At 62.2% G+C, this 20,389-nt stretch carries 13 protein-coding genes and 5 pseudogenes; 15 read left to right on the top strand and 3 right to left on the bottom strand.

Annotation, left to right across the window (positions count from 1 at the left end):
* Positions 1 to 28: 28 nt before the first annotated feature.
* From AC0L3A_RS33265 to AC0L3A_RS33245, 5 genes and pseudogenes are all read left to right on the top strand, one after another.
* On the top strand, positions 29 to 970 hold the full coding sequence (locus AC0L3A_RS33265) for a DUF1403 family protein (protein WP_473255945.1): 942 nt from the start codon (positions 29 to 31) through the stop codon (positions 968 to 970).
* Between the two features lies 1 nt (position 971).
* Positions 972 to 1,700: an SMC-Scp complex subunit ScpB gene (gene scpB / locus AC0L3A_RS33260; RefSeq protein WP_473255944.1), complete on the top strand. Its 729-nt coding sequence runs from the start codon at positions 972 to 974 to the stop codon at positions 1,698 to 1,700.
* 106 nt (positions 1,701 to 1,806) lie between these two features.
* Positions 1,807 to 2,148, top strand: coding sequence for a hypothetical protein (locus AC0L3A_RS33255; RefSeq protein ID WP_473255943.1), 342 nt, complete (start codon positions 1,807 to 1,809; stop codon positions 2,146 to 2,148).
* A 9-nt stretch (positions 2,149 to 2,157) separates the two neighbouring features.
* Positions 2,158 to 2,919, top strand: a pseudogene (locus AC0L3A_RS33250) (IS6 family transposase).
* Positions 2,920 to 3,118: 199 nt separating this feature from the next.
* On the top strand, positions 3,119 to 5,377 hold the full coding sequence (locus tag AC0L3A_RS33245; protein WP_473255942.1) for a hypothetical protein: 2,259 nt from the start codon (positions 3,119 to 3,121) through the stop codon (positions 5,375 to 5,377).
* Positions 5,378 to 5,439: 62 nt separating this feature from the next.
* Here AC0L3A_RS33245 and AC0L3A_RS33240 read toward each other — a convergent pair.
* A pseudogene (locus tag AC0L3A_RS33240) lies at positions 5,440 to 5,772 on the bottom strand (IS256 family transposase); the annotation flags it as partial.
* Positions 5,773 to 5,875: 103 nt separating this feature from the next.
* Here AC0L3A_RS33240 and AC0L3A_RS33235 point away from each other — a divergent pair.
* From AC0L3A_RS33235 to AC0L3A_RS33210, 6 genes and pseudogenes are all read left to right on the top strand, one after another.
* A pseudogene (locus AC0L3A_RS33235) lies at positions 5,876 to 6,394 on the top strand (transposase family protein); the annotation flags it as partial.
* Between the two features lie 128 nt (positions 6,395 to 6,522).
* Positions 6,523 to 6,864 (top strand): hypothetical protein, encoded by a 342-nt coding sequence (locus AC0L3A_RS33230; protein WP_473255962.1) that lies wholly within the window; start codon positions 6,523 to 6,525, stop codon positions 6,862 to 6,864.
* Between the two features lie 375 nt (positions 6,865 to 7,239).
* Entirely contained in the window at positions 7,240 to 7,452 is a 213-nt protein-coding gene (locus tag AC0L3A_RS33225; protein WP_473255941.1) for a hypothetical protein, read from the top strand.
* Between the two features lie 790 nt (positions 7,453 to 8,242).
* A complete protein-coding gene (locus tag AC0L3A_RS33220; RefSeq protein WP_473255940.1) occupies positions 8,243 to 9,001 on the top strand; it encodes an outer membrane protein in 759 nt (252 codons plus the stop codon).
* A 70-nt stretch (positions 9,002 to 9,071) separates the two neighbouring features.
* A complete protein-coding gene (locus AC0L3A_RS33215) occupies positions 9,072 to 9,263 on the top strand; it encodes a hypothetical protein (protein ID WP_473255939.1) in 192 nt (63 codons plus the stop codon).
* Between the two features lie 101 nt (positions 9,264 to 9,364).
* Positions 9,365 to 10,711 (top strand): IS5 family transposase, encoded by a 1,347-nt coding sequence (locus AC0L3A_RS33210; protein WP_473255938.1) that lies wholly within the window; start codon positions 9,365 to 9,367, stop codon positions 10,709 to 10,711.
* A 20-nt stretch (positions 10,712 to 10,731) separates the two neighbouring features.
* Here AC0L3A_RS33210 and AC0L3A_RS33205 read toward each other — a convergent pair whose 3' ends face one another.
* Both AC0L3A_RS33205 and AC0L3A_RS33200 read right to left on the bottom strand, forming a co-directional pair.
* Positions 10,732 to 12,348, bottom strand: coding sequence for a phosphoenolpyruvate carboxykinase (locus AC0L3A_RS33205; protein WP_473255937.1), 1,617 nt, complete (start codon positions 12,346 to 12,348; stop codon positions 10,732 to 10,734).
* A gap of 300 nt (positions 12,349 to 12,648) precedes the next feature.
* Positions 12,649 to 13,614: pseudogene (locus tag AC0L3A_RS33200) on the bottom strand (CHAT domain-containing protein); the annotation flags it as partial.
* On the opposite strand from AC0L3A_RS33200, the gene AC0L3A_RS33195 reads away from it, so the two are divergent.
* The 4 genes and pseudogenes from AC0L3A_RS33195 to AC0L3A_RS33180 all read left to right on the top strand — a co-directional run bounded on the left by AC0L3A_RS33195 (position 13,572) and on the right by AC0L3A_RS33180 (position 20,341).
* A complete protein-coding gene (locus AC0L3A_RS33195; RefSeq protein ID WP_473255936.1) occupies positions 13,572 to 14,114 on the top strand; it encodes a hypothetical protein in 543 nt (180 codons plus the stop codon). The pseudogene AC0L3A_RS33200 and the gene AC0L3A_RS33195 overlap by 43 nt on opposite strands.
* Positions 14,115 to 14,154: 40 nt before the next feature.
* Positions 14,155 to 15,427 (top strand): annotated as a pseudogene (locus AC0L3A_RS33190) (metallophosphoesterase family protein).
* Positions 15,428 to 15,430: 3 nt separating this feature from the next.
* The gene (locus tag AC0L3A_RS33185) at positions 15,431 to 18,922 is read left to right on the top strand and encodes an ATP-binding protein (protein ID WP_473255935.1); all 3,492 of its coding nucleotides are present in this window, start codon (positions 15,431 to 15,433) and stop codon (positions 18,920 to 18,922) included.
* A 24-nt stretch (positions 18,923 to 18,946) separates the two neighbouring features.
* Positions 18,947 to 20,341, top strand: a complete 1,395-nt coding sequence (locus AC0L3A_RS33180; RefSeq protein ID WP_473255934.1) for a hypothetical protein — start codon at positions 18,947 to 18,949, stop codon at positions 20,339 to 20,341.
* The last annotated feature ends 48 nt before the right edge of the window (positions 20,342 to 20,389 follow it).

The raw sequence follows: 20,389 nt of genomic DNA, 5'->3' as shown, positions 1-20,389 counted from the left end.
AAAGCGCCGTACGGGATTAGGCTCAGCCATGTCCTCGCGCCCGCGAATCATCCCTGACCCGCCGCCGACCTTCCCGCCCGTTCCGCTGTGGGTGAGGAAGCTCGCATCCGCAGACGCGGCTGACGATGCGACGTTTTTCGCCGGCGCGGCGCTTGCCGCGATCCATCCGATCGCCCGTCACGACCACCCGCTCGGCCTGTTGTGGCGCCACCGCCTGTCGCTCGCCAATGCCGCCGTGCTCGCCCGCCAGGGCGGACGCACCGAGGACGAGGCGAGGCTCCGCGACCATTGGTATCTGCGCCGCGACACCGATGATCCCGGACCCGGCGGTCGCATCCTCAAGGCCTGGCGGTATCTCGGCGAGCGCGCCGCCATGGCGCCTGACGACTGGATCATCACGCTGTCCAGGCAGTTCGAGCTGAGCTGCAATCACGCGCTCGCGGACGTCGTCACCGCCGCGGCAAAGCTGGCGGCAGGACAGGGAAGCGCGGTCGCGGCCGCCGCCGAGATCGCTGCGATGAGCATGCGCCTTGTCCCCGCCAGCGAACCGCTGGCCCTGTGGCTTGCCGACGTCGTGCTCGCCCATCGCCTGAGATGGCCGATGGCCGTGCCGCTGCTCGCAAGCCAGCTCCGTCGCGCCGATCTGCGCGCCGCAGCCAAGGTTGGCGGCCCGAAGGAGGCCTGGTTGGCGGCCTGCGCGCTGGCCTATGCACGCGCCGCCGCTGCCGCCGCGGAGCTCTACGCCGACCTCGTGCGCCGGGCCAATCGGCTGCTCCAGATCGCACCGAAGCTGCGCGGCCGCGACGCCGATCGGATGGTACGGATCCTGCTGACGGAAGACGCCCAGGCGGCGGGCGCCGGCGAAAATGCCAGCGACCGCAGCGCGCGACGGCTGTTCGAGCGGCTGGTGGCGCTCGGTGCCGTGCGCGAACTCACGGGACGGCCGAGCTTTCGATTGTACGGGCTCTGAGATGGGACCGCGCGCGCGCCCGACCGAGGCGATTGACACTGAACTGGCCGACCTGCCGCCGGAGCTGCGCTGGCGCGAATGGATGGGCCGGGTCGAGGCCGTGATCTTCGCCTCACCCGCGCCGGTCTCGCGCGAGGCACTGGCGCGCGTTGTCGGCCGCGATTGCAGCATCGACCTTCTGATCGACGACATCAGCGATGAGCTGCGCGGCCGGCCGTACGAGCTCGTCGCCGTCGCCGGCGGCTGGCAGCACCGCACCAAGAAAGTGTTCGCCGAGGCGATCCGGGCCGCGACCGGGTTGGGAGATCAGCTGCGGTCGCTCTCGCAGCAGCAGAGCCTGATCCTGATCTGCATCGCCTACTACCAGCCGATCACCCGTGGCGAGCTCTCGCAATTTTTCGGCAAGGAGGTCAGCCGCGACCTGATCGCTGACCTGCGCCGCCTCGGCTTCATCGCATCCGGGCCACGCGCGCCGCAGCCAGGGGCGCCCTACACCTACGTCACCACCAAGGGCTTCCTGTCGCATTTCGGCTTCGACACCCTGCGCGACCTGCCCGATATGGAATTGCTCGAGGACGCAGGCCTGCTCAGCAAGGACAAAATGTTGGGAGGTGAGTTGCCAATGGCGGCCGATCTCGTGGGCGGTAACGGTGAGACTTTTGACCCCGAATCTGCCGGATCAGAAAGTCCTGATGACGATCCAGGAAGTGAGATATCGGCGGGCTCATGAATTGCGCCTTTGACCGCGCCCGGAACGGTAGGGCGAATAACCGGTTGAAGGCCGCTGCCGGCAATGGGCGCTCGGCCACGAACGGCAAGACAGTTAAGGGCTTTTCATGTACGATTCGTTCGCGCATTCTTACCCAAAAGATGATGAAAGACTGATGGCTCGCAGTGATCTCCTCATTTCCCTCGTACGCGCCGGCGCGACCGGCGATCGGGAAATGCTGAAGTCCACTGCCGAGGCGCTCGTCGCAGAGGAACGCGCCCAAAATCACCATATGCTGGCTGATCGGCTCGAGAGGGCTTTGTCGGCAGTTCCGGTCACGCCGCCCGCTTTGACTACAGCGGCCAATCTCACGGGCGCAGGCAAGGATGCGATCCTGGAGATCGAGCCGCGCATGCAGATGTCGCAGCGGCACCGTCAAGTTAACGAATTGGAGCGGCCGAGGGGGTAGATGACGGGCATGCCGACCGCCCGGGACCCTCTTTATCGTCGCCATCGCTTCCCACCGGAAGTGATCAGCTATGCCGTTTGGTTGTATTTCCGGTTTCCCTTAAGCTTGCGCATGGTCGAGGAAATGCTGGCAGCGCGTGGCATTGGCGTGACCTATGAAACCGTGCGTCAGTGGGACGGAAATTCGGCAAAGCGTTCTCCGATCGGATCCGCCAGCGCGCTCCCGCGCGCGGTGACAAATGGCATCTGGACGAAGTCGTTATCTCGATCGCGGGCGAACAACATTGGCTCTGGCGCGCTGTCGACCAGAATGGCTTCGTTCTCGACGTCTTGATCCAGCGCCGAAGAGACTCGCGCGCTGCGCAGCGGCTCATGAAGAAGCTCTTGAAATCCGCTGGCACGCCGCCGCGCGTGATGATCACGGACAAGCTCCGTTCGTACGGCGCTGCGAAGGCGAAGATGGGCCTTCACGTCGAACATCGCCAGCACAAAGCTCTCAACAATCGGGCCGAGAATTCTCATCAGCCGACGCGGCGACGCGAGCGGATCATGAAGCGTTTCAAATCGTCACGTCAGGCTCAACGGTTTCTGTCAGTTCACGATCAGGTCGCGAACCTTTTCCACATCCCCTATCCCGGAGCCGTCACTGCCGACTTCCGTCGTGCTTCGCGCGAGCGAGCCTTTGCGACTTGGCGCGAAATCTCCATGACAGGCGCTATCGCCGAATCTCGAACCTTTGAGAAGCGCCTCCTTCGGCTCGGCGGTCAATTAAGTTGACAATGCCCTGCGCCGTACTCGGCAGGTGCCTTTGTCCTCCGGTCTTGCGGCAGCAACCTCACGATCTCGTCAGCTTTTCGAAAGCTTGCGGCTGAAAAATCCGGAATCTGATTCTTGCTGAACGAGTTGCTACCTAGCCGTAATGCTGGCTGCACGGATTGCCGCAGGACTGTACCAACATGAAGGAGAGCAGGATGGATCCGGTTGACCGATTCTTCGATTCTGGAGCCTGGATGCGGGAGTACGCCGCCCTGCAGGGGCAGGTGGGGCAGCGAGCGGGCGCCCCAAGCGAGCAAGGCGACTTTGAGCAGCTGATGGAGGGTTTGCATCTCGATTCGTCTGATGAGGCGAGGTCAACTTCGCCTGATCGGGCTTCGGCGGGAGGTGGGCGGCCGATCCGGCGGGACGATTTCGGCGGCTCGATGAGGATGCCGCCGCGCCCCGCTTTCAGGGAGAGTGCGCTGGCCGATTCGCGCCGGAGCGTAGACATTTCCCGCTTTCAGCCTCCAGCTTCGGCGCAAGTGCCGCAGTCCAGTTTGCGGGATGATCCGTTCAGCAGCGCACGCTACAGCTTTCCGGACGCAGAGCCTGCGGTTGCGGCCAGGAGCGGCAAAAGTCGCGGATTGTGGTCACGCTTCAAGTCGGGGCTTGGCAAGGCTTTTGGCGGGAGCAGCAGCGAAAGGTCCTCGCACGACGCGGAACAGGGGGGTGCCTTTTCCACGAATCTTCGGATTGACTATGCTAGGCATCCGGGCCGGACGCGGGGGGGGCCTGTCCCTGAGGCGGACGAGGTGCTCATAAATGATTTCAGAAACAACGCGGCGGGTGACCTCAGCGACAGCACGATCCGCAATGCGGCAGCCGATTTGCGCCATCTGAGCGCGCGCCTAAGCACGGCCGGCAGGCCCTCAATCGCCGATCGAATTCGCCGGGAATTGGAAAACGCGCAGCTGGAAAATCCGCGGGTGGAAAACCACCAGCTGGAGGCTGAGCTCGATGAGGATGTCGACACCTACGCAAAGGACCGCGGCAGGCGCATCAAAGCTGCCTTGAAGAAGCTCCGTCAGGTCGGTGCCGGAAACGCCCTGGCGGCCAATATCCGCCGACTGGCGCCTCATGGTGCGGACGCAACCCTCATCAGCATGTGGGCGGCGGCGGAAAAGGCAACAGACAGGATCGACCCGACGACAATCGACAGGCAAGCTCGCCGCATGTCTAGGTTGAGTGAGTGGCTGCAGACGCATGATAGGCCACCGATGGACGGCCGACTTTCCACCCTCGCGTTTATCCAGGATGTCGAGGAGTACAGGCGCGAAACCAACGACAGCAAGATCAACTCTGACCTGGTCAGGCTTGGCCAATACAAGCAAATTCTGGAGGCGAACAGGGCGCTTGGATTGCGGCCTCCTGAGGATCCGGGCCAGCCTTCTTGGGAAGCTGCTCGACAGCCGCACTCACTGCAGGAGCCTCCCGCAACGCCAGCTACCCCGAGCGCGGGAGCCTGGGATTGGCTTAGCGAGCAGATCCACGGGCCCACCATATCGATGCCAGCGCCGCCCAGCGATTGGCAGGCCGGTTCGTCGCAGCAGCTTCCCGCAACGCCGGCGACGCCCAGCGCGGGAGCCTGGGATTGGCTTGGCGAGCAAATTCACGAACCCGCCTCACCAGTGGCAGCGCCGCACTGGGCCGCGCAAGCTCATCCGCCGCTCGAGCTTCCTGCTACTCCGGCCACCCCGAGCCAGGGAGCCTGGGCCTGGCTTGGGCAACAGATGCAAGAACCCGCATCGCCGTCGTCCGTGAGGCCCCGATCGTCAAACATCTACGGCGGTCTCGACTCCTTCGTTGATCTGGATCCACCCACACCCCACGACTTGCGTGACGATGCAAGCTCTGCGCCAGCACCTGAATTTGCAGCCGCCTCGTCGTTCGCAAGACCGACCGGGGCGGCTCCGGAGCTGCGGGATATTGGAGCGATCGTTGGCGCCGACTGGCGCCACGGCTCCCAGGCGGCTTCAGACGTGTTGATCGATGTATTGGGTAATATTAATCTGCTGCCAAACCAGATCGGGCCAAGTCAGTTTGCGATCAATGGGGAGCGCTATTCGGCTACGTTGGGACCGGGAGGCCGCCGGGATGTTCGCCTGATCCATCATCCCCGCGTGAGCCAGCCGGATGAACCTGGCCCGTCTCAGTCGCTCTATCGTCCCCGGCCGATCGTGCCAGCCGCGCAATCCGGTGAGGGACCAGTTGATCTTGGGTATCTGATCCAAGGGGGATGGGAGCACCGAGAGCGATTCCTTCCACCTTACCTCGTCCAAGCCCTGGAAGGCCAGGGCATCCTGCCGCAGGAGGGGCAGCCAACCTATTTCGAGATCCGCGGAGTGCCTTACAGGGGCGAGTTGATGGAAAGCGAGGGCCGCCAGCGCGTACGCATTTATCCTGAACGTGGCTGAAGAGGCAGCAGGGCTGCAATCGGGCTTTCGGCGGGGCAGCTCGCGTGAGGCGGATACCGTCAGCGACCGAGCCAGTCCTCCTGCGCCGCCGTTTCCCAGCTCGGAATCGTGACCTCGCGGCCGTCCACGCCCCGAACCCGCGGGCGCTCGACCTCGATCTTGCCGCCGTGGAAGCCGATCCGTCCCCGCGTTCGGCCCCAACGGTGCGCCCGCCGCGCCGCGTCGCGATCGTGGCGCGGCCCGCAGGCCGCCGTGACATCCGCCTCCATCATCGTGCCGAGCGCCTCGATCCCTGCCGCAAGGCAGAACCGATCGAAGCTCGCCCGCACCTCTGCAAACGCTTCGTCCACAGCCCCAGTCGCCGGCGGACCAGCCGGTGTGATATCTCTCGTCATGGCGTTGCTCTCCTTTGTGGAATCAGCACCCCGAGCCTACCGGCTCAAGGTGGGCAACGCCGACCTCTTCAGAAATTCAACAGAACCCGGGACATCCCCGGCTGTTAGGTCGGAAGCTGCGGAGGCTCAGTGCCCTTTGTGCGCGACAGCGTCGGGCCGCATCCATAGCCGCTACGTCCGGCACGTTGCCGATTTGCCATCAGCGGGCAGAAAGGTGCGCCTCCGATTACTCACGCGGCGCTTCACATGCGAGGTGCCGCATTGCCGCCGGCGGATCTTCGCGGAGCGGTTCGGAGAAGACGTCGTTCCGCTTCGACGGCGTCGGACGGCACGGCTCGAACACATTGTCCATCACCTGGGGTTGGCGCTCGGCGGCCGGCCGGCAGCAAGCTTCGCCAAGCGGCTCATGCTGCCTGTCAGCAACGATACCTTGCTGCGGGTGGTCCGCCAGCGGACGGCGATGCCGACGGATCCATTGCTGGTTGTGGGTATCGATGACTGGGCGTTCCGGAGAAACCGTCGGTACGGGACCATCGTGTGCGATTTGGAGCGTCGGCGGATCGTTGCCTTGCTGCCCGACCGGGAAACGGCGACCGTTCAGGCGTGGCTGTCGAAGCACGCCGAGCGTGCGCCCGATCTCCCGGGCGCTCACCCCATCACGGGTAAGCCGCAGCATCTGTCGTATCTGTCGCATGGTCAGTTCTCTCTTGGCCGGCATCCGCTTCCCCTCGTTGATCAACGAGGGACTTGATGCCTGAGGGACTGACCAAAACGAAAACGCCGACTACCAAAACCCCGGCCGGCTTCAAATCGGAATGCCGGCCGGTTTCATTTCGGAATGGTGGCCGGCTTCAAATCGGAACGGTGGCCGGCCTCACGTCGGAATACCCGGCCGGCATAAATCGGAATCCGCAGTCGCCTTTGACCGCAGCCAAAGCAACCTTCGCCTTGAATGCCGGAGAATGCGTCCGGCGGCTCTTCTTCGTCATCTTCGCTCCTGATTCGCGGCAAGAATCCTCGCCGCTGTCAGGCAGAAAATCCACTCAAGCTACTGTCCGAATTTGCGGGGCCAGCTCTAACAAACTGAAGTAGCTGGAATGTAGGTGACCGGGAAAACTAGGCAGTACCGCGAAGCTGCGAACCATCGGAGCTTGTTGACGGTTTAAAGGCTAGGCACGAAACTTGTGCGCATATAGGCGTTGAGCGCCGTCGATAACTTTTCCGTTCTCTGTAGATTTCTTTTATCCATACGGAGGCACCGTGACCGACGAAAAAGTCGCCCGTCTGCGCGCCCATGACAGCAACATCAGCCGATATCGGCGGCTGCTGAAAACCAATCTCTCAGACCTTGAGCGCCGATTTTTGGAACAGCGGCTGAGCGAGGAAAGGTCGGCTGTCGAGAGCCTCGCTTATCCAGCGCCGCCCCCTCGGACTGAGCGGGGCGGGTCAGCCTGACGAGGGGGCGTTTTGAGTTATTTGCTCGAAGCTGCGTACTCACAAATGGCACTGTTGGAATTACCACACTGGCTGATGATTGCAGGAGCCCTGCTGGTGGTCGCCGGCTTTATTGGCGTCCTTGTCAGCAGAAGTAAAGCGGACAAGGTCGATCCGCCGCCGGACGAGCCGATCGATCTGCCGACTTTGCCGCTCCTCAACTCCGAATCAAAGGACAAGGGATAGTCACCACCGAGCGGGCCGTTGCGCGCCACCCGCATCTTCGCATCGTTCTGATGCTCCATCCAGTTGCGTCACTTGATTGACGAAGGTCAGGTGTAGCGTGATCGGCCCCCTCGAACCGTCGAGCAAGACGCGAAGCCTGCTCTGCGTAGCCCCGAACCCGAGAACGACTCCTTGCTTGCCGCTGAGACGCGGTCCCGCCGTGTCGCAAACGACCACACGTTCTCCCGCGGTCCATTTGTGGCGCGTTCCTTCGCCGATGCATGCCACTTCGAGCGTCCCCCGGGCTTAGAACACCAGTCCCAATGCCAACCACGCCGTAAGAGACAGCAAGAGACAGCAGATGCCAACTCCCACGTAGGGCAATGCTGTGCACATCGGCTCCCTCCCTGGTTCCGACACGCCATGAAAAGGCTGCTAGACTCGCATGTTCGCGGGCCGACGCCTATCTCGACATTACGTGTATGGCATACGAACTCTGTTTGGCGACCGCCGGCAAGCAGGTCCCGTCAGGACCGGCGACTGGAGCAAGCCTACCCTTGGCGCTGAGGCGGCTCTGAAGAACCGGCAGAAGCATTTCGTCATTGACGGCGAGGCGGTAATTCTGGGCAGCGACGGTATCTCTTTCTTAAACGGATTTAGAATTCCGCGGCGAATTTGGCCCGCAAGTGTGGCTTCCCCGCTACATCGTGTCGGCAGCATCTGGGCTAAAAGTGAGCGGAATCGTGAAAAGTGGGCGCTCCTGCCTAGCCTGACGCTTCGGGGACAACGGAAGCGGAGTGGGGGAAATCAAATGAAGAAGACTTTGGTTGGTGCAATTGGCGCTGTGGCGCTGAGCATGTCAGCTCCTGCGAGCGCTGCGGATATAGCGGCCCGTCCCTACACTAAGGCGCCCCCGGTGGTTGCGCCGATCTACGATTGGACCGGGTTCTACATCGGTGCGAACGGTGGCTGGGGTCAGAGCCGCAATTGCTGGGACTTCGTCGGCGTGGCCGGCGTGGTATTCGCTGACGGCTGTCGCGAGCGCTCTGGTGGTCTTGTCGGCGGTCAGGTCGGGTATCGTTGGCAGGCCAGCCAGTGGGTGTTTGGATTGGAAGCTCAAGGTGACTGGGCCGACCTCAGCAGCCAGCGTGTCAGCCTGATCAACCCTGCGTTCTCGACCCGCGCGAAAACGGACGGCATCGGGCTGTTCACCGGCCAGATCGGCTACTCCTGGAACGCTTCCTTGCTCTACGTCAAGGGCGGCGCGGCGGTGACAAGCAACCGCTTCAGCATCCTCGACACGCTCACAGGGACTGAACTGGCAGCCGCAAGCGCAACACGCTGGGGTGGGACCGTGGGTGTCGGCTGGGAGTATGGTTTCGCACCGAACTGGTCAGCCGGCATCGAGTACGATCATCTGTTCATGGGCGACGCCAACAACTCGTTCTCGGTAGCCAACCCCGTCGTTGCTGGCGCGCTGAACCGGATCAGCCAAGACGTAGACATGGTCACACTACGCGTCAATTATCGCTTCGGCGGGTACGGTGCGCCGGTGGCGGCGAGATACTAGGCCTCGTCCTATCATCTTTTCTCCAGTAAATTAGGCCGGCAGAGATGCCGGCCTTTTTTGTGGAGAGGGCATGTCCGAAAGGTCTCTCAAGCTGCTAAGCCGTCGCGAGGCGGCTGATCACATCTATCGTGCCTTTGAGAATTCCGACATCACCGAGATTTGCCGGGCCATTGGCGCTGCTATTCGTGACTACAACGTCGTCCGTGAAGAAGGTTCTAAGCGATTGAGCAGGAGTCTCTTTTTCGGATTCGAGGCGGTTTGAGATTGCAGGGAATGGGAGGTTGAAGCCGCCAAACCCTGCAATTTCGCTTTTGGATTCCCTTTCCCTGCGGCCCATGATTCTGTGGTGCATCGGAGGGAACGATGCGGCCGAAGAAGCACAAGACGACGGGATCGAACGATCTGTTCCGGGCGCGGCTGGACCAGATCATCAATCTGAAGCACGAGTTGGTTCTGCTTGCCGGCAAGATCGATTGGGACTGGATCGACGGCGAGATCGCGCCGCTCTACAGCGAGAACGGCCGGCCGGGGATCGAGACCCGCTTCATGATCGGGCTGTTGTTGCTCAAGCATATCTACGGGCTGTCCGATGAGGGGGTGTGCGAGCGCTGGGTCCACGACCCTTATTTCCAGTTCTTCACCGGCGAAGAGTTTTTCCGGCACGCTTTCCCGCACGAACGCTCGGACCTGAGCCATTGGCGCAAGCGGCTCGGCGACAAGCTGGAGCTGCTGCTGGCCGAGAGCCTGCGGGTGGCGCACGAAGCCGGCGCCTTACGCAGCCAGGACCTCAAGCGGGTCACGGTCGATACCACCGTGCAGCCGAAGGCCATCACCTTCCCGACCGATGCCAAGCTGCTGCACGCGGCGATCAAGGGGCTCAACCGCCTGGCGAGGAAGCACGGGGTCAGGTTGCGGCAGTCCTATCTTCGCATCGCCAAGACCGCGGCAATGATGGCGGGGCGCTACGCCCATGCCAAGCAATTCAAGCGGCATCAGCGGCAGTTGCGCATCCTGCGCAGCCGGCTGGGCCGGATCATCCGCGATATCCGCCGCAAGATCGAAGGGCAGGCGGTTCTCGAGAACGCGTTCGCCCTCCCGCTCAGCCGGGCTTCGCAGATCCGCTCGCAGCAGCAGCGCCAGCGCGGCTGGAAGCTTTACTCCTTCCACGCCCCGGAGGTGGAGTGCATCGGCAAGGGCAAGGCAGCCGCGCCTTACGAGTTCGGTGTCAAAGCCTCCATCGTCACCAACAACCGCCGTGCTCCCGGTGGCCTGTTCGTGCTGCACGCCAGGGCGCTGCCCGACAACCCGTACGACGGTCACACCTTGCGCGACGTCATCGACCGCACCGAGACGCTCACCGGCTGTGCGATCGAGCGGGCCTATGTCGACAAGGGATATCGCGGCCACGACGCACAGAATCCCCGTCGCGTCTTCATTTCGGGTCAAAAGCGCGGCGTCTTCGGTGTCATCAAGCGCGAGCTACGCCGCCGCTCCGCCATCGAACCCATCATCGGGCACCTGAAGACCGATGGTCACCTCGGCCGCTGCTACCTCAAAGGCCGCGCAGGAGACGCCGCCAACGTCATCCTCTCCGCCGTCGGCCACAACTTCCGCCGCATCCTCGCCTGGCTCAGGGCTCTTTGGTGCCTGATCCTGACCGCCCTCATCGCTGCTGCCAGCGACCGATCACCGCCTCAACCGGCTTTTTAACGGACGACTACAGAGAGAAACTACTCCGCCGCGAGCTTCACGTCCGGCGCTGCGGCGCGGACCTCGGCGTCGACCTGGGCTTCGAACTTGGCAAAGTTCTTCTGGAACATGCCGACCAGCGCGCGGGCGGTCTTGTCGAACTCGTCCTTGTCCTTCCAGGTGTTGACCGGGTTGAGGATCTCGCTCGGCACGCCCGGCAGCGCGGTCGGGACCGCGAAGCCGAAATATTTATCGGTGCGGAATTCGACGTTGCGAAGCGAGCCGTCGAGCGCAGCGGTCAGCAGCGCGCGCGTCACCTTGATCGGCATGCGCGAGCCGGTGCCGTACTTGCCGCCGGTCCAGCCGGTGTTGACCAGCCAGCAGTCGACATTGTGCTGGGCGATCAGGTCGCGCAGCATGTTGCCGTAGACGGATGGATCGAGCGGCAGGAAGGGCGAGCCGAAGCAGGTCGAGAATTCCGGCTGCGGCTCATTGCCGAGACCACGCTCGGTGCCGGCGACCTTGGCGGTGTAGCCCGAGAGGAAGTGATACATCGCCTGCGCCGGCGAGAGCTTGGCGATCGGCGGCAGCACGCCGAAGGCATCGGCGGCGAGCATCACCACGTTCTTCGGCTGCGGCGCGCGGCCGGTGCGCGAGGCGTTCGGGATGAATTCGAGCGGATAGGCCGAGCGCGTGTTCTCGGTCTTGGAGCCGTCGTCGAAATCGACCACGCGGGTGTCTTCGTCGAGTACGCAATTCTCGAGCACCGCGCCGAAGCGGGTCGAGGCGGCGTAGATCTCGGGCTCGGCTTCCTGCGACAGCTTGATGCACTTGGCGTAGCAGCCGCCTTCGAAGTTAAAGACGCCGTTCGGGCCCCAGCCGTGCTCGTCATCGCCGATCAGCGTGCGGTTCGGATCGGCGGACAGCGTGGTCTTGCCGGTGCCGGACAGGCCGAAGAAGATCGCGGCGTCACCCTTGGCGCCGACATTGGCCGAGCAATGCATCGGCATCACGCCGCGCTCGGGCAGATAATAGTTCAGCGTGGTGAAGACCGACTTCTTCATCTCGCCGGCATAATAGGAGCCGGCGATCAGCACGATCTTGCGGGCGAAATCGATCGCGACGACGTTCTCCGACTTGCAGCCATGGCGCTTCGGATCGGCGCGGAAGCTCGGCATGTCGATGATGGTAAGCTCGGGCACGAACGCCGGGAGCTCGATCGCGTCGGGACGGATCAGCAGCGTGCGGATGAACAGCGAGTGCCAGGCGAGCTCGGTGAAGACGCGGGTCTTGATGCGATACGCCGGATCGGCGCCGCCATAGAGGTCCTGCGCGAACAGCGACTTGCCTTCGGCGTGCTTGAGGAAATCCTGGTAGAGCGTCTCGAACTGCTCTGCAGTGATCGACTGGTTGCCGGCCCACCACATCTTCTTGTCGGTGGTGGCGTCACGCACCGTGAATTTGTCCTTGGGGCTGCGGCCGGTGAACTCGCCGGTGTCGGCGCAGAGCGCGCCATCGGCCGACAGCACCGCCTCGCCCGCGGAGAGCGAGTATTGATAGAGTTGCGGCGCACCGAGGTTCCAGTGAACCTGCTTGAGATTCTTTAAGCCGAATTTGTCGGCGCCGAAGGCACCGTTGCGCACGCCCGTCTCTTGCACGAAAAATCCTCCTAGAACCCACTCAGCGCGATCATGCTTGGCGCCGCCGCGGTCACCGTGATTACAGGCCGTTCGGCCTCGGTTGGAACGACCTAATACTGATGAACGCTGGCGTTGCCAAGCTGATCCCCTAGGATTTGGTTTATTCAAGGACCGCGCCAAACGTCGCGCATGTCAGCTCTGAGCAGATGCATCAAAAAATCACGAATGATCGCGCAACCAAATGCGCGTTTCGCCGTTTCCCGAGGTTATTGCGCGCACAATGCCGAAGACGGTCTCGATGAAAATTCTAAGGCCACCCTATCGTACCTCGCCTTCGCCGATGAGCGCGAAGGGCCCCCACATCGCAGGATAGGCGTTGCGCGGTGACGAGGTGTCGTCAACATAGGCTAACATTGCGCGGCGCAAGGCTTCGGCACGCCCGATTTTTGGTTCGTTTTTGAGCAGCTCGAAAGTCGTCGTGGTCAGGCGTGTGGCAGCTTCCGAATCCACGACCCAATGCGAGACCAGCAGCGCGCGGGCACCGGCATAGAAGAACGAGCGCGCCAGTCCCGACAGGGCCTCGGCGCCGGGCTTGTCGCCTGCGATGGTGTTGCAGGCCGACAGCACAACCCAATCCGCATTGAGCTTGAGCTGAGCGACTTCACTTGCGGTGAGCAGACCGTCGTCGAACTCCGTGGGCTGATCGGGAATCGAGAGCGCGAGCGAGGGCTCACCCAGTCCCTTGATGTCGCCGGCAACGAGGCCGTGGGTGGCAAAGTAGATGATGCCGTATTGAGCAAGCGCTGCACGCTTGAGCGTCGTCTCGCTGGCGTCGCGGCCGAGATGAATATCGGCCTCGGCAGCGCCGACATCCCTGGCCACCGCGTTCAACTCGTCGGCGGTGTCGGGCAGTTGCGGCAACGCCTGCGCAAGCCGCGCGCGATCGACGCCGGCACCGCGCCAGAAATCGCTATAGGCAATGGTCGCGATGCTGCGCGCGGCGACCTTGCCGTTCGCGGCGCGCCCTTCCAGTGCGGGATTGAACACGGGATCGCCGAAGCCGGTCATCGGCTTCACGCTTTGATCCCGACGCGCGAAGGCGCGCAGCGATTTCAGGCTGACCACCGACGGCAGCACCAAGACGGCCTGACGCCGCAGCAGCCAGGCGGCACCTCGATAGCCTTCGAGCGTGTCCGGGATGGCAGCCTGCGGCTTCTCGGTGACGAGCAGATGAAACGGCAATGCGGTCCGCGCAACCGACGGTACCACCAGCAGGCTGCGCCTACCGTTTGGGTTGGCTGGATGAATACGATCAGGGTCGAACAGCGCTCCGCCTTCAGGACACTGCTTTAGACAATTTCGATTTATCGTTCTTCGAAGACGATGAAATCCTACGTTTGATGCCGCCGCAGCAAGTTGTCGAGCTGGGTGTCAAGTTGCGCTCTGAGACTTTGGTTGATATCCCGATGCGCGTAGCGACTATTGCGGAGGACGCCGACCTCAACGATGATCCCGAATCGCATTTCGAGAACTATTTCCGTGGCCTCGATATACTGGAGGATTTGGAGGGGCTGGACGCGTCAACGCGGGGGCTAATCGATGAAGCGCGGCAGGCTATGGCGCGCGCGATCGCAGAGATCACCGAACGAAAAGAAGCGGAAGACAAGCCCGATCACTCAGCCCAATGGAGCTATATGTCTCCGGTCGCCCGTGAAAAAGAAGCAAAACCTGCACCGGTCCTAGCGCCCGGGAGGCGATCCATTTTTTATGACGTTGACCGTTAGGCCCGCGGCAGTCCAATTGAGCTATAAGGGGGAGGGGAATATCACATCGTATCGCTTCGTCCACGCCGCGGACGTCCATCTCGATTCTCCGCTTCGTTCGCTTGCCCTGCGCAATCCCGATCTTGCCAACCTAATCGGGAACGCCACGCGTCGGGCCTTTGTGCGGATCGTCGATTTGTGCCTGGGAGAACGCGTCGACGCGCTGGTCCTGGCGGGCGATCTTTACGATGGCGATCAGACGTCGATGAAGACGGCCCGTTTCCTGGCCGAGCAGCTGCGGCGGCTACATCAGGCCGGGATTCGTGTCTTCATTATTCGCGGCAATCATGACGCGCTTTCACGAATAACGAAGGAATTAACTTTTCCGGAATCGGGTGAAGGTCTTCGGCGGACGCGCTGAAGCCGTGGCGGTCGATCGAGATGCGGGCCATTTCGCAGTCGCCATCCATGGTCTAAGTTTTGCGCAGCCACACGCGCCTGAAAGCTTGCTGGCAAAGTACAAGCCGGCGGTCGCCGGAGCCGTCAATATCGGCATTTTGCATACGAGCCTTGCCGGCGCCTCCGGCCACGATCCTTATGCGCCTTGTAGTCATGCTGACTTGCACGCCACTGGCTTCCAATATTGGGCGCTGGGCCACATGCACAAACGATCGATCCTGAAAGGAGCCTGCGCGATCGTCATGCCGGGCATGCCGCAAGGGCGAGACATCAATGAGTCGGGTGCAAAATCGGTGAGTCTCGTCACCATTCTGGACGATCGATCCATCCACATCGAGGAGCGTGTCACCAGTATCGCACAATTTGAGCGCGTCTCGGTCGACGCCACCGGCCTCGATGACTGGGGGGATCTTGTAGCTGCTGTGACGCGTTCGCTCGAGCAGACGCGTGATTCCGTCGCCTCTGAACATCTCGTCGTCCGGCTGCGCGTGACCGGCGCCACCCCGTTGTCTTGGCGTATTCGACGCGACCTCGATCTCCTGAAGACCGAGGCGGACGATCGTGGATCGCTGATCGGCGCGTGCTGGATCGAAAAGCTCGAAGTGGCCACCCATTCCGCGACCGAGACGACCGAGTTCGCTGCCGATGCGCTCGTGGAACTGCGGCGCCTCATTGAGGAGGACGTGCTTCGGTCCGAGGGCTTTCGTGCAGAACTCGTCGCAATCGCCAACGAGCTGAGATCCCAGCTCCCGCAGGAATGCCGTGACACCCTGGGCACCGACGAGGCGGCCTTCAAGGCTGGCCTTGCGCTTCTGGCGAAAGAAGGCACTGAAGATGTGCTTGCGCGGCTCCGTTCATCCGAAAAGAGTGCCTAGCTCATGCGCCTCAAACGCCTCGATCTCACTCGCTTCGGGAACTTCACAGGTCAGAGCATTGATTTCGGTGAAAAGGCAAAGGACTCACCCGACCTGCACATCGTCTACGGTCCCAACGAGGCGGGAAAATCAACGGCTCTCGCGGCTTTTCTCGATCTGCTGTTCGGAATGGGCACGCAGAATCCATTCGGCTTCCTGCATCCCTATCCAACCATGAGGGTGGGCGGCGTCCTCGAGTTCGCCGCCGAAGCCCGGGAGCTCGTCCGCATCAAGCGGCCGCAGAACAGCCTGCTTGATTCCGACGATCGACCGATTGCCGAAAGCGTCATCCGTAGCGAACTGGGCGGCATCGATCGTGAGTCATATCGCACCATGTTTTCGCTCGATGACGACACCCTGGAGAAAGGGGGCGAGAGCATTCTCGCCAGCAAGGGCGACCTTGGAGAGCTGTTGTTTTCGGCCAGCGCGGGCCTTTCCGATCTCAGCCGCAAGTTGCTCGACCTCAGCGCAGAGGCTGATGGCTTTTATAAACATCGCTCGCGGAGCGGGATTCTCGCCGATCTCAAAACGCGTCTCGCCGAATTGAAGGCCGAACGCGAGCGGTTCGATACGCTGGCATCCGACTACGCGCGGCTCATCGACGTTCGCGACCGGGCTTCGTCACATTATGACGACGCGATTGGTGAACGCACGCGCATCCAGGCGCGACTCGATGAAATTCAGCGTCATCTTGCCGCTTTGCCGCGTCTCGCCGCGCTCCAAGCGGTCCGCGAACGCCTCCAGCGGCTCGCCGAGCTGCCCGTTCCGCCTGCATCCTGGAGCGGGGACCTGCCGACGCTGCAGAAGCAGGAGATCGAGCTCGGTGTGCAAACGCAAGCGATTTCCGACGAGGTGGAGAGACTCGGCGCTGAAGTGGAGTCGATCGTCATTGACGAGCCGGCATTGCAGCTGGTCAGCAGAATGGAGCGGCTGGCCGACCTGCGAGCCCGTCATATGACAGCTGAGAAGGATATCCCGGACCGCCGGCTGCAACTGCAAGCCGCAGATCTGGCCGTCTCCGGCATCTTGATCAGGATGGAGCGGGACGGGGAAACGGACCCCCGACGGCTCTTGCTCGGCGCTTCGACGATCGGTCGCCTGCGCGAATTGGTCGAATCCCGTTCCGGCGTTGACAATGCCATCCGGACTGCCACGACGGAGCTTGCTGATGCCCGTCGCCGTCTGACGGAGGCCGACAAAGCGCTACGCGAAGCCGGACAGGAGGCGGAACCGGACCAAGGCTGGCACAATGCTATCCCCCGATTGACGGCCGCCGTCGCCGCTTCGAGCAACGCCGACCATGTTGCCCGGCGCCATCTGGCGGAGAGGGCTCGGGAAGCGGCAATCACTGCTCTGACCGATCACCTCCGTACGTTAAATCCTTGGCAGGGCCAGACCGAGGATCTCCTGGCGATGCGATGCCCAACTGGGGACACGATCCGAGGATGGAAGACAGCGCTTGATGATGCAGAGCAGGACGTCTGGCGCCATGTTGGCGATGTCGAGCGGCTGACGAGCGAGACACGCCGGCTCGAGGCGGAGCGTGATGCCATCGGCGGCATGACGGGGATTATCTTCGACCAAGAGGCGGCCGCCATCCGGATGGAGCGCGAGCAGGCGTGGTCAGCGCACCGGCACGATCTTGAGGCCGCATCAGCCGATGCGTTCGAGCGCGCGTTGCGGCGCGACGACATAATCACATCCAACCGCCAGGTGCACATGTCAGATTTGGCGAAGCTGCATCAGATCGCTCACTCACTCTCGATTGCCACAGCGGAGTTGAGGCGGGCCCTCGAACTCAAAGGCGCCGCTGCCGCGGCCGTGCAGTCAATCCGTGATGAGATCGCTGCTGCCGTTCGCGAAATGGCGACGTCATTTGGCGACAACGTCGCGCTGACAGACCTCGAAAGGTGGCTGGCGCGGCGCGAGAAGGTACTGGACATACGAGAAGCCGTTCTCACGGCTGAACGCGACCTACGCGAGGCGAAGGCCGATGAGCAGGAGGCTCATGACCGGCTGAAAACCGCGCTCGATGCTGTCGGCCTCTCCCATGGGCCTGAGTCTGGATTCGAAGATCTACTCGGGGCCGCTCAGGAGATTCTGGACTGCGACGGCGTAATCCGTGCGTTGCGCGCTGCGCTAGGCGAACGAAAGCGTGAGCTGCTGCATCGCGAACACGCCGCAGAGCAGTCGAGCGCAGACGAGCAGATATGGTCTAAGTTCTGGGCGACGGCGTGCAAGGCATGCTGGCTCGGCGAGCCGGCGGAAATACCGACGCTTGCAACCGTGCGCGAGATCCTGTCAGCCGCAGCCGAGCTTGGCCCGGCTCTCGAAAAGAAGGCGGGCTTGGTCGATCGCATCGCAAAGATGGAGAAGGACCAGACCGCGTTTGGCGATGAAGTCGCGGGCATCTGCGGCGAGATGTCGATTCCGGCTGCCTCACGCACAGTGCTGGATCTGGCCCGGCATATCGGTGACCGTGTTCGCGATGCGGCCGCGGATCACGCACGTCGCGCCAAGGCGATGGATAATCTCGAAGACGCGCGGAAGAGGGAACGGTCGCTTGCCGAGACGCTGGCGGTTCACAAAGAGCAGAAAAGCAGGATGACATCGTTCTTTGGAGTTTCCTCCCTGGCCGAGGTCGCCGGAAAACTTCTAGACGTTGCCAAGCGAAGTGAGCTGCAGGGGCATGTCGAGGATGCGGAGGCTGAAATCCGCGAAGCACTACGCATGGCCGATGTCACTGAAGCCGAACGCTTTCTCGTTACTGCCGATCGATCGGGGCTGGAGGCCGAGTTGATTGAGCTGAAAGCCCGTTTCGACGACCAGGACAAGCGCTGTCACGAGCTATTCGCAACGCGAAGCCAGGCGATTGATCAAGTCGAGGCGATCGGAAGGGATTCGAAGGTCGCGGAAATCGAGGAACGTCGCCGCACGACGCTCCTTGAAATCCAGGACGGCGCAGGACGCTACCTGCAATTCCGTGCGGGAATGATCGCCATGGAGCAGGCGTTGCGCACCTATCGTGAGCACCATCGCAGCTCGATGATGACGCGCGCCTCTGCGGCATTCCGAACAGTGAGTCGCGGCAACTACAGTGGACTCGCGGCCCAGCCCGCCAAGGACGGCGAGACCTTGATCGCCTTGTCGTCGGCCGGCGGCTCGAAATCCGCCCACGAATTGTCGAAAGGCACGCGCTTTCAGCTCTATTTGGCCCTGCGCATGGCTGGCTACCACGAATTCGTTCAAGCACGCAGTCCGGTGCCGTTCGTTGCTGACGACATTATGGAGACGTTTGACGATTTTCGCGCCGAAGAAGCATTCAGGCTATTCGCCGACATGGCAGAGGCAGGCCAGGTCATCTACCTGACGCACCACAACCACCTGTGCGACATTGCGAAGAAAGTCTGTCCCGGCACGCGAATCCACAAGATCGGAACGGATCAACACATATAACGATAACAAGGCTGGGGGACGAGGATGGCCGCGGTTGGATTGCTGGAATGGGCGGACAAGCAGCATGAATGGATCAGGGATGCCCTGAGACGACACGCTGGACAGCCCGGCTTCATGCTTGATCAGGAAGATAGGAGCGCCGTGGCCGCTCGGGTCCGCCACGCAGGCGGATTTGTGTCGGATACAGCGCCGACGTGCTCGCCGCTTGCGGCGGAGCATTTGAAGACAAGCAACTCGAACGGGCCCCGCGCGGTGCTCTGCTCGCTGGGTCCTGTCAAGCACCTGAACCGGCTCGCGGAAGAACAGCAACTGCGCTTCGCCACCGACGGTGTTACCGTCATCTATGGCGATAACGGAAGCGGCAAAAGCGGCTATTGCCGTATAGCCAAGAAACTATGCCGTAGCCTGACAGCGGACGACCTTCTCGGCAACGTATTTGAGATCGGCGTCAAACCGCCGGCCGAAGTGCTTGTGCGGTTTCTCGAAGACGGCGCCACGGAGCCCACTCCCGTCACCTGGAAGGATGGAGCACAACCGCCTGCGCCAATCGCCCGGATCTCCGTTTTCGACTCCGCCAATGCGCGCCTTTACGTCGACAAGCAAAATCGGATCGGTTTTCTGCCGGCAGCCATCGCACTTCTCGAACGCCATGGCCTCATTCGCGGTGAGCTGGAGGCAGAATTTCGGGAAGAAATCAAAGCGATTGAGAAGAAACTGAAAACACCGCTGCCCGGCGGATACACGACTGCCGGCGCAGTCGCAAAGCTTTTCGCTCGCCTCGAAATAAAGTCTAAGGAAGCATTGCCTTCCACCGATGAAATCAGGAAGCTGGCGGCGGACTCAGAGCAGGATACGGCAGAGCTTGCCAGCCTCGAGCAGGCTCTGGCAAGCGACCCTTCAACGATGGCGGCAAAACGCCGACGCGCCAAGGCAGCTTTACAAAAATTCCTGACAGCGTCGGGACAGATCGATGAGGCGCTCTCCGTTGCCGCCGTTGACGCCTATCGCGATCTATATGCGACCGCCGATTCGACCGCCCAGGCCACGAAGCTCGCCGCGTCGGGCGCCTTCGCGACTATGCCGCTCGCCGGAGTCGGCCTTTCTCCCTGGCGGCTCATGTTCGACCATGCGCGCGCCTACGCAGCGACTATCATCGAATCCGATCACCAACATTTGCCTGACCAGGAAGGCGATCGTTGTATGCTCTGCCAGGAGCCAATGACAGCCGGCGCTGCAGCTCGTGTGCGAGCATTCAACGATTTCGTTACAGGTGCTGCAAACAAGGCGGCGCTCGCTGCGTCCGTTGCTCATGGCGAAGCCCTCCGTCAGATCAAGGATCTTGCCATCCCGACCAGCGATGCAGTCGACGCCGCGCTAGGCGAATTTGGCGATCTAGTACCCACTTTTCTTGGATCGTGAGTCGTGATTCAAGATCTGGATGATACCCGAAGCAAGAGAAGTCCACCT

It is taken from the genome of Bradyrhizobium sp. MI1.3, assembly GCF_055811695.1.
This window is presented reverse-complemented; position numbering and strand designations above follow the sequence as displayed.